9 protein-coding genes are annotated in these 10,248 nt (G+C 58.5%); 1 reads left to right on the top strand and 8 read right to left on the bottom strand.

Going from position 1 to position 10,248, the window contains the following annotated elements:
* Window positions 1-874: helix-turn-helix domain-containing protein (locus tag Q0341_RS07325; RefSeq protein WP_299511619.1), on the top strand; the 874-nt coding region annotated here is incomplete at its 5' end.
* A 3-nt stretch (window positions 875-877) separates the two neighbouring features.
* On the opposite strand, the gene Q0341_RS07320 is transcribed toward Q0341_RS07325, so the two are convergent.
* The 8 genes from Q0341_RS07320 to dxs form a co-directional block, all read right to left on the bottom strand.
* Window positions 878-1,693: a substrate-binding domain-containing protein gene (locus Q0341_RS07320; protein ID WP_299511616.1), complete on the bottom strand. Its 816-nt coding sequence runs from the start codon at window positions 1,691-1,693 to the stop codon at window positions 878-880.
* Window positions 1,690-2,412, bottom strand: a complete 723-nt coding sequence (locus Q0341_RS07315) for an ATP-binding cassette domain-containing protein (RefSeq protein WP_299511614.1) — start codon at window positions 2,410-2,412, stop codon at window positions 1,690-1,692. The genes Q0341_RS07320 and Q0341_RS07315 overlap by 4 nt, the downstream gene beginning before the upstream one ends.
* On the bottom strand, window positions 2,409-3,158 hold the full coding sequence (locus tag Q0341_RS07310; RefSeq protein ID WP_299511612.1) for an ABC transporter permease: 750 nt from the start codon (window positions 3,156-3,158) through the stop codon (window positions 2,409-2,411). Before Q0341_RS07310 ends, Q0341_RS07315 begins: the two co-directional genes overlap by 4 nt.
* Window positions 3,159-3,350: 192 nt before the next feature.
* Entirely contained in the window at window positions 3,351-5,159 is a 1,809-nt protein-coding gene (locus Q0341_RS07305) for a TRAP transporter large permease subunit (protein WP_299511610.1), read from the bottom strand.
* On the bottom strand, window positions 5,159-5,761 hold the full coding sequence (locus Q0341_RS07300; protein WP_299511607.1) for a TRAP transporter small permease subunit: 603 nt from the start codon (window positions 5,759-5,761) through the stop codon (window positions 5,159-5,161). The genes Q0341_RS07305 and Q0341_RS07300 overlap by 1 nt, the downstream gene beginning before the upstream one ends.
* Window positions 5,762-5,868: 107 nt before the next feature.
* Window positions 5,869-7,014 (bottom strand): substrate-binding domain-containing protein, encoded by a 1,146-nt coding sequence (locus tag Q0341_RS07295; RefSeq protein ID WP_299511605.1) that lies wholly within the window; start codon window positions 7,012-7,014, stop codon window positions 5,869-5,871.
* Window positions 7,015-7,104: 90 nt separating this feature from the next.
* Window positions 7,105-8,184, bottom strand: a complete 1,080-nt coding sequence (gene dctP, locus Q0341_RS07290; protein ID WP_299511603.1) for a TRAP transporter substrate-binding protein DctP — start codon at window positions 8,182-8,184, stop codon at window positions 7,105-7,107.
* Between the two features lie 191 nt (window positions 8,185-8,375).
* Entirely contained in the window at window positions 8,376-10,223 is a 1,848-nt protein-coding gene (gene dxs / locus Q0341_RS07285) for a 1-deoxy-D-xylulose-5-phosphate synthase (RefSeq protein WP_299511601.1), read from the bottom strand.
* Between the last annotated feature and the right edge of the window lie 25 nt (window positions 10,224-10,248).

The following is a 10,248-nucleotide window of genomic DNA, read 5'->3' as shown; positions in this document are numbered from 1 at the left end:
CGAGTTGGCCCGGGCCATTGCCGACATCCGCTACTTCGCCATCCTGACCAATGCGCAGGGCGTTGTGGTCGACGTCCACGGACCAGTGGACCGGCAAGACCGCCGCGCCGAGGTGATTGCTCGCGTGGGTGTGAACCTGTCAGAGGAAGCCGTCGGCACCACCGCCATCAGTGCCGCCCTGAGCGAATTGCAGCCAGTGTGGCTGCACAGAGGTGACCACTTTTTTAATGACACGGGCGCTTACAGCTGCGCAGGTGCCCCCGTATTCGGCCCGGACGGCCTGTGCGCAGGCATGCTGGACCTGACAGGCATCGAGAGCGCTGAGCGCCCAGCCTTGAAACACCTGGTGCGTCGCTCGGCCCGCAGCATCGAAAACAGCTGGCTCTTGGCGACCGACCACGCCTTGGCGCTACGCCTGAACTGGCCCGGCCATCAGCCCGGTGACGACAGCGATGGATTGCTGACCCTCGACCGCGATGGCCAGATCGTGGGGGCCAACCCCGCAGCCAGGCAAATGCTGTCTTTGGCACCCGCCACTCATGGGTCCGCCTTGCACGCCAGTGATGTGTTTGCCTCGCCTTGGGAAAACCTCTTTGATGCAGCCACCCGTCAAATCAACCAACAAGAGTTGCCGTTGTGGTCTGGCCTGCGCTTGCAAATTGAAGCTTTGCGACCTGGCCACGCGGCCTCAACCCCCTCAGAACAAAGATCGCAGCGGTCAACCAACACCCAACTCAAGCCACTCAAAGATGCGCAGGCTGACATGATTCGGCAAGCTGTGGCCCAAGCGCGAGGCAACGTGGCTGAAGCCGCTCGCACACTGGGCATCAGCCGCGCCACGCTGTACCGCAAACTCGGTGCGCCCAGGGCTTGAGCCTCACTTGCCCGCGTTCGGGAAGAACAACTGCTCACCGCCAATTTTGTAGTCAGCGATGACACCCTGACCTGCCGCCGAGGTGATCCAATCCACAAACTTCTGGGCATCGGCCTGCTTGACATGCGCATGCTTGGCAGGGTTGACCACCATCACGCCGTATTGGTTGAACAAGCGCTTGTCACCCTCCACCAAAATGGCCAGATCGGCGCGGTTCTTGAAGTTGAGCCAAGTGGCGCGGTCGGCCATGACGTAGGCCCCTGCCGAGGCCGCCATGTTCAGCGCCGGGCCCATGCCGCAACCGCACTCCTTGTAGCCGCTGCCTTTTTGATCGCTCAAATTGGCCGCTTTCCAAAACCGCAGCTCGGCCGCATGGGTGCCACTTTTGTCGCCCCGAGAAATGAAAGCGGCGTTACCTGCCGACAACTTGGCCAAAGCCGCCACGATGTCATGGCCTTTCAGGCCTGCTGGATCGCTTTTGGGGCCAATCAGCACAAAGTCGTTGTACATCACTGGGAAACGCTGGATGCCAAAGCCTTCGGCCACAAATTTGTCTTCAGCCACCTTGTCGTGCACAAAAAGCACATCGGCGTCACCGCGCCGGGCCATGTCCAGTGCCTGGCCAGTGCCCAGCGCCACCACTTTCACATCCAAACCACTGACCTTTTTGAAGGCGGGCAACAAGTGTGTGAACAAGCCCGATTGCTCGGTCGATGTGGTGGACGACATCACGATGGATTGGGCTTGCGCCCACACCGAGGTGCTGGCCAAAACCGCACAAACCAAGGCGCGACGGGTGATGGAAGATGGGAAGGTCATGAAAGTTCTCCTTGAACAAACGCATGGGCTGCTGGACTGCACTCAACCAACAGATCGGGGTTGAAAAAATCGGCCACGGGTAAATCAGCCAGAACGCGACCCGTCTGCAGGTAAATGACACGGGTGGCCAAGCGCTTGACCTGGCCCAAGTTGTGGCTGGCCCAAATCAGGGTCAGCGGGCGCTCTTGGCTGCTCGCAAAGTCGGCCATCAAGGCCTCGACTTCGCGTTTGGCATTGGGGTCCAGGCTGGCCGTGGGCTCGTCGAGCAGCAAGACATCGGGGCGACGCGCCCAAGCGCGGGCCAACGCCAATCGCTGCTGCTGCCCACCTGACAACTGGTGTCCGTTCTGCCTGGCCACCGATTGCAGCCCCACGCGCTGCAAAGCCTGCAGCGCCAGCATTGAAGCATCCCGCCAGTTCAGGCTTCGCGAGCGATCGAGCCACACGCCCAACGCCACATTGTTCAAAGCCGACAGTCGCAGCACATGCGGGCGTTGGAACAACATGGCTTGACGCAGGCCTGGCGCTTGCACGAGATGCCCATGAGAGGGTGGCTGCAAAGCATGCAGCGTGCGCAGCAAGGTGCTCTTGCCCGATCCATTCGACCCGACCAAGGCCACGCGCTCGCCCGCCTCGATGCGCAGGCTCACGTCCGTCAAGGCCATCTGCCCCCCCAATTCGACGCCCACCCCGTCCAAAGCAAACAGATAGGGCTTCATGCCTGAGCACCGACACCGGCCTCTGATCGCCGAAGTGCTGGCCGCGCATCCCGACGTCCGCCCCACAGGCGCAGACCCGCCACCAGCGCATTGAGCAGCAACACCACCGCCAGCAAGACCATGCCCAAACCCAGCGCCAGCGGCAAATCGCCCTTGCTGGTCTCTAGTGCAATGGCGGTGGTCATGACACGCGTGAAGCCGTCGATGTTGCCGCCCACAATCATCACCGCGCCCACTTCCGAGATGGCGCGGCCAAAGGCTGTCACGGCAATGGTCAGCAAAGCGAGGCGTTCGTCCCAGGCCAACAGCAAACTGCGCACCCAAGGACCTGCGCCCAGTGAAGCCCACTGCTCACCGTGCTGGCGCTCCACATCTTCGACCACCTGGCGTGTGAGCGCCGTGACCACGGGCACCACCAAAATGAACTGGGCCAACACCATGGCCTGAAAGCTGAACATCCAGCCCAAAAAGCCCAAAGGCCCGGTGCGCGAGAGCAGCAAATACACCACCAGGCCCACCACCACGGAAGGCAGCGCCAGCAAGGTGTTCAAGCCCACCAGCACCGCCCCGCGACCACGAAAACGCGACACAGCCAACCAAGCCCCCAGCGCCACGCCCAAGCCATAGGCCAGCAAGCAGGCCGTGGCACTCACGGCCAAGGACCGAGTGACGACCACCCACAAAGCGGGATCGAAAGAAATGACGAGGTTCAGCGCCGTCAGGACGCTGTCGGTGAAGGTGTTCATAGAGCGCTGTGAATGCTAAGGGACAAGCACCCTGTGCGGCATGAGGGGTGTCCACTATGAAACGCTTTGCATAGCCCTCTCAACACACCCCTGTGGCGTTGTGCCATGCCCAAATAAAGCCCACAAAAAAGCCCGGCGAACCGGGCTCTTTTGCAAGACTCAAGCAGCCCCATTGAGGGGCCCAGCTTGCGCTTACTTCTTGTCAGCCTTCATCTCGGCTTCCAGGGCTTTGGCCGGGTCGTCTTCGCCATCGACAGCCGCATCCTCTTTAGGCCCGTCCAGTGCATCAAGCGCCGGCACTTCGTCTTCGTAAGAAGACCCACTTTCAGCATCGAGCATTCTTTCCAAAGCCGCATCGGCGTCAATCTTGACCCCTTCTTGAATGCCGCCCGTTACCAAATTCGGGAACGCAATGATGGAGGCCACCATGATCACCTGCAGCACAATGAAGGCGATCGAGCCCTTGTAGATCTCAGTGGTCTTGACGGCCTTGATGTTCTCGCCCGTGATGCGGTCTTTGTAATCGTTTTTGGGCGCCACGCTGCGCAAATAAAACAAGGCAAAACCAAAGGGCGGCGTCAGAAACGAGGTCTGCAAATTCATCGCGACGATCACCCCAAACCAAATCATGGCCTGGTCCGCCGTCATGCCGGGCACCATGCCGGGCAAGATTTTCTCGGCCACAGGAGCCAAGATCGGGATCACGATGAAGGCGATTTCAAAGAAGTCGATGAACATGCCCAAAATAAAAATCAGGATGTTCACCACGATCAAGAAACCGATCGCCCCACCCGGCATGTCCAAGAACAAGTGTTCCACCCAAATGTGGCCATCGGCCGCATTGAAGGTGAAGCTGAACACGGTGGAACCGATCAGGATGAACAGCACAAACGAGGCCAGCTTGGCTGTGTTTTCAAGCGCCTGGCTCAACAAAGGCAAGGCCAAGCGGCGTTTGGCCATGGCCAAAATCAAGGCACCTAAAGCCCCCATGGCGCCGCCTTCAGTGGGCGTGGCCACGCCCAAAAAGATGGTGCCCAAGACCAAGAAAATCAGGATCAGCGGCGGCATCAAGACAAAGGTCACTTGCTCGGCCAACTTGGACAACAAGCCCATCCCCGTGATCCGATTGAACACGGCCAAGGACAAAGCCACCAAAGAGGTGACAGTCATCGACATGATGACCACTTCGTCCGCAGGGGCCGCTTGGGTACGTTCCATCCAAGTCATCATGATGCTGTCATGCGCCGAAGCCCAAGCAAAACCCACCACAGCACACAAAATCAGCAAGAACATCAGCGAGACATGGCCCGACTTGCCATTGGGCTCACGGTAGATGCGCGCCTCCGGCGGCAAGGCGGGCACCATGGCTGGCTTAAAGATGGCGACGCCGATGATGAACAACACATACAGGCCCACCAGCAACAAACCCGGCAGCAAAGCACCGGCGTACATGTCGCCCACAGAGCGGCCCATTTGGTCAGCCAGAACGATCAAGACCAAAGACGGCGGCAGCGCTTGTGCCAAAGTGCCAGAGGCCGTGATGGCCCCCGTGGCAATGACCCGGCTGTACCCGTATCGCAGCATGATGGGCAGTGAAATCAAGCCCATGGAAATCACGGCAGCAGCCACCACGCCCGTGGTCGCTGCCAGCAAGGCACCAACCAAGACCACGGCAATCGCCACGCCGCCGCGAACAGGACCGAACACCTGCCCAACGGTTTCCAGCAGGTCTTCGGCCATGCCAGATTTTTGCAAGATGATGCCCATGAAGGTGAAAAACGGGATGGCCAGCAAGGTGTCGTTTTGCATGATGCCAAAGATGCGCAAAGGCAAGGCTTGGAATAACGAAGGCGGGAAAATGCCAGCCTCCATGCCAATGAAACCGAAAGCCAAGCCGCATGCGGCCAACGCAAATGCAACGGGGAATCCCGTCAGCAGCAGCAGCAGCAAGCCGCCAAACATGATTGGCACAAAATTGATTGCCAGAAAAGTGGTTTCCATCAACGTGCTCCCTGCGCTTGCTCTTGTGCAAGCTTTTCCAACGCCAGCAATTCTTTTTGTTCGTCAGACATGGCTTCTTCGGAAGACAAAACGTCTTCACCCTGACCCATCAAAAATGACAAACGCTTGATCAACTCCGACACACCTTGCAGCATGAGCAAGGCAAAGCCGGCAGGCACCAGCGCATACACAGGCCAGCGGATGAGGCCACCTGCATTGGAAGACATTTCACCCGTGTCGTAGGCCTGAACGAACAGCGGCCAAGACAGGTAAATGCAAATGAGGCAAAAAGGAAACAAGGCCAACAAGATGCCGCCTACATCGATCCAATTGCGGGTGCGCGGACTGAGCATGCCGGAGATGAAATCAATGCGCACATGTGAGTTTTTCAGCAAGCCATAACCCGCCCCCAGCATGAACACCGCAGCAAACAAATACCACTGAACTTCGAGCAAGGCATTGGAGCTGAGATCAAAGGCCTTGCGGACGATCGCATTGCCTGCGCTGATCAAAGTGGTGACCAAAATCAACCAGGTGGTGAGTTGCCCCACGGTTTGATTCAAGCGGTCAATTCCGCGTGAAATCATCATGAAAAAAGACATGGCTTACTCCGGAAAAACAGGGGCCATTGTAGGACCCTGCAGACATTCAAATACCGAAAAACGTGAAATGCGAGGGTGATATTTTTGGCAATGTCGTGGAAGTCATTTCAGGGGCTTGTAAATTGAGGGTTAACCCTGTCACCTGCCCGCTGGGTTTTGAATGTCCACCACGGCAACATGCTGCGCAAAGACTGGACCTGACCTGTCCACGCCGATGGGGTGTAACCCGGCATAGACTGCAAATGGGCTTGCCATGCGGCGCTGTGCAGGAGCCGCCGCAGCTCCTGGACCGGCGCTGTCTCCAAGGCCGAGGCCAGACACACCAACCAATAGTGCTCTTGTGACAAGGCCACAAAATCCAGACCCTGCACATGTGCAGCACTGGCAATGCCCAATCCCGCATCGGCCTGCCCGGACGCAATGCAGGCGGCCACGGCGGCATGTGAATTTTCTTCATGGTCGTAGCCCGTCAAGTTCGCTGCTGCCAAACCGGCTTCTTCCAGGCTCTGGTCCAACAACAAACGTGTGCCTGTCCCCACACTTCGATTGACAAATCGAACACCGCTTTGAAAAAGATCACGCACCCCCTGCAAGCGCCGTGGATTGCCTGGGGCCACCATCAAGCCTTGCTCGCGTGTGGCGAAACCCATCAGCTTGTGCAGCCCAGGCTTGAGCAAAGGCTTGTAGGTGCGCGCCACCAAAGACTGCGCGCCAGGCTGCCACGGCGCATGAAACCCGGCCACATGACAACGCCCCTCGTTCAAGGCACGGATGGCATCCACGCTGCCACAAAAACGAAGATCCAAATGCAATGACTGCGCCGCCGCCGTCTCGCGCAACCCGACCAGCGCGTCGTCATGGCTGGCAAAAATCGGCAAGACTTGGTGGTCGGGGTCGAAGGCCACGGCGAAAGTTTTTTCGAGCTCCGCTTGGAGCGCACTGATCTGAGGCGCCAAACGGGCTTGCGCTTGTCGCTCGGCCCACAACAATTTGTCTGCAAAGCCCGATAGCCTTGCTGCTTGGCCTTTTTCCCAAAGAATCAAGGGCTGCCCCATGGCTTGCTCCCAGCGCTTGAGCTCGCCCCACACATGCCGATAAGACAAATTCAGAAACTTAGCCGCCCCCGCAATAGAGCCCGCATGGCGCACGGCCTGCAACAAATCCATGAGCGGGTTGCGCAACGGACTTTGGCGGTTGCGCACCGCCTCACGGCTCTGAGGCTGCCATTGGTAAGAAAGATCAATGTGCTGCATGAAAGTGTGCCTGAGGGGCATGGGCGCTGTGCACCGCTCAAAACAAAAGGCCCCGAAGGGCCTTTTGCTGTGCGGTCGTGCGCGGCTGAGTTACAGCTTGGCCGATTGCATGTAGTTGTCGAAGCGGGCTTCGGTGAAGCGGAACCACTGGTTGGCTTCTTTGCGGAAACCAGCGTAGTCGGCGTAGATTTTTTTCCAGTTGGCGTTTTTCTCGCCAATCTCTGCGTACAAAGCATTGGATTCTTTGAACGCCGCGTCCATCATGTCTTTGGGGAATGGGAACAACTTGGCACCACCTGCCACCAGCGTCTTGAGCGCTGCCGCGTTGCGGGCGTCGTAACGGGTTTGCATGTCGTTGTGGGCGTAAACCGAAGCGGCTTCCACAATGGCCTTGTACTCGCTGGACAGGCTGTCCCAAGCTTGCTTGTTGATGTGCAGGTCCAACTGAGGACCGCCTTCCCACCAGCCTGGGTAAGCATAGTACTTGGCCACTTTGTAGAAACCCAGTTTCAAATCGTCGTATGGACCCACCCACTCGGCAGCGTCGATTGTGCCTTTTTCCAAGGCTTGGTAAATTTCACCGCCTGGAATGTTCTGGGGCACACCGCCAATGCGGGCAACCACTTTGCCACCAAAGCCGCCGACACGGAACTTCGTGCCTTTGAACTCGGCCAGCGACTTGAAAGGCTTGCGGAACCAGCCACCCATCTGGGCGCCTGTGTTGCCCATGGGGAAGTTCACGATGTTGTAGTTGCTGTAGAACTCGCGGAACAGCTTCAGGCCGTTGCCCTGGTACATCCAGGCCGACATCTGGCGGCTGTTCAAACCAAAGGGGATGGCGCAACCCAAAGCAAAGGTCTCGTCCTTACCGAAGTAATAGTAAGGCGCGGTGTTGGACATTTCCACAGTGCCGTCTTTGGTGGCGTCGATCGTGCCAAAAGCAGGCACCAGTTCACCAGCAGCGTGGGTGGTGATGACAAACTTACCACCCGTCATTTCTTTGACTTTGGCAGCAAACACGTCGTTCACACCGAACAAAGTATCCAGCGCCTTAGGGAAGCTGGAAGTCAGACGCCAGCGCAAAGCGGCCTGAGCGTGAACGGCAGGGGCAACGCCTGCGGCCAAAATACCGGCCATGCCAGTGTTTTTGATGAGGGAACGACGATCCATGAAGGGACTCCTTGTGGAAATTTGAAACCGACCCAAAACATCGGGCCATGAAAAACAAACACCTGCGTATTGTAGAAAGCGAAACGCGCCCCTGAGGTGGGGGTTTACCCTCTTCAAACCATCAAAATGAATGGTGTTTTGATAATTCTGGGGGAAACCTGAGCGGTTTTCAAAGAGGTGTTGAAGCCATTTCAGCCCGGCCAGCGTTGCCCAATGGCGGTCTCGATGCCTGCCGCATCCAGGCCTTGCATGGCCAGCAACTTGGCAGGGTCGCCGTGTTCAATGAATTCGTCGGGCAAGCCCAACTGCAAAACAGGCCGCAAAATTTGCAAGGTCTGCAGGGCCTCGGCCACAGCGCTGCCAGCGCCGCCCATGACACAGCCTTCTTCCACCGTGACGATGCGTTCGTGGGTTTGCGCAATTTGGGCCAACAAGTCGACATCCAGCGGCTTGACCCAACGCATATTGACCACGGTGGCGTTGAGCTTTTCAGCAGCCTGTAAGGCCGGACCCAGCAGAGTGCCAAAGGCCAAAATGGCCAATTTATCACCCTGTCGGCGCACTTCGCCCTTGCCAAACGGCAAGGTGTCCAAATCGCGACCAGGCTCCGTGCCCACCCCCGCCCCACGCGGGTAACGCACGGCCACCGGGTGGTTTTGCGCGTAAGCGGTGCTAAGCAGTTGGCGGCACTCGCGCTCATCGGCTGGGCAGGCCAGGCTCATGTTAGGGATGCAGCGGATGTATGCAATGTCATAAGCCCCCGCGTGGGTGGCGCCATCGGCCCCCACCAGGCCGGCCCGGTCAATCGCGAACACCACGGGCAAGTTTTGCAAGGCCACATCGTGGATCAGTTGGTCGTAACCCCGCTGCAAAAAGGTGGAATAAATCGCCACCACAGGCTTGAGCCCCTCGCAGGCCAAGCCCGCAGCAAAGGTCACGGCGTGCTGTTCGGCAATGCCAACGTCGTAATAACGTTTGGGGAAGCGCTGGTGAAACGCCACCATGCCCGAGCCCTCGCGCATGGCGGGCGTGATGCCGACCAGGCGCATGTCTTTCTCGGCCATGTCGCACAGCCACTGGCCAAACACCTGGGTGAAGGTGGTTTTGGCGGGCGTGGCCGCGGGCACCAAGCCCACGCTGGGGTCAAACTTGCCTGGGCCGTGGTATGCCACTGGGTCGGCTTCGGCTTTTTCATAGCCCTGGCCTTTTTTGGTCACCACATGCAAAAACTGCGGGCCGTCCAGGTTTTTGATGTTTTCCAGCATCGGAATCAGCGACTCCAGGTCGTGCCCGTCGATCGGGCCGATGTAGTTGAAGCCGAATTTCTCAAAAAGCGTGGCGGGCACCACCATGCCTTTGGCGGTTTCTTCCAAGCGCTTGGCCAGCTCAAACAAGGGCGGCGCGTTTTTGAGCACATTTTTGGCACCGGCCTTGGCAGCCGAGTAAAAACGTCCGCTCATGAGCTGCGCCAAATAGCGGTTGAGCGCCCCCACGGGCGGGCTGATCGACATGTCGTTGTCGTTCAAGATCACCAGCAGTTTGCAATCTTCCACGCCCGCGTTGTTCAGGGCTTCGAAGGCCATGCCTGCGGTCATGGCGCCGTCGCCAATCACCGCGATCGAGTGGCGTGACTCGCCTTTTTGGCGTGCCGCCACGGCCATGCCCAAAGCGGCCGAAATGCTGGTCGACGAGTGTGCCGTGCCAAAGGTGTCGTATTCGCTCTCGTCGCGGCGCGGAAAACCCGACAACCCATCAAACTGGCGCAACGTGGGCATGCGCTCGCGACGGCCTGTGAGAATTTTGTGCGGGTAAGTTTGGTGCCCCACGTCCCAGACGATGCGGTCTTCAGGCGTGTTGAAAACGTAATGCAAGGCCACGGTGAGTTCCACCGTGCCCAAGTTGGAGCTCAGGTGGCCGCCTGTTTTGGACACGTTGTCAAGCACGCAATGACGCACCTCATCGGCCAAGCGAGACAAGTCCGTGCGTGGCAAGCGGCGCACATCGGCCGGTGATTCGATGGTTGGAAGCAAAGCGGTCATAAATCAGTTGTTTCTTTCTACCACC

It is taken from the genome of uncultured Limnohabitans sp. (assembly GCF_937889215.1).
GTDB lineage: Bacteria > Pseudomonadota > Gammaproteobacteria > Burkholderiales > Burkholderiaceae_C > Limnohabitans_A.
This window is presented reverse-complemented; position numbering and strand designations above follow the sequence as displayed.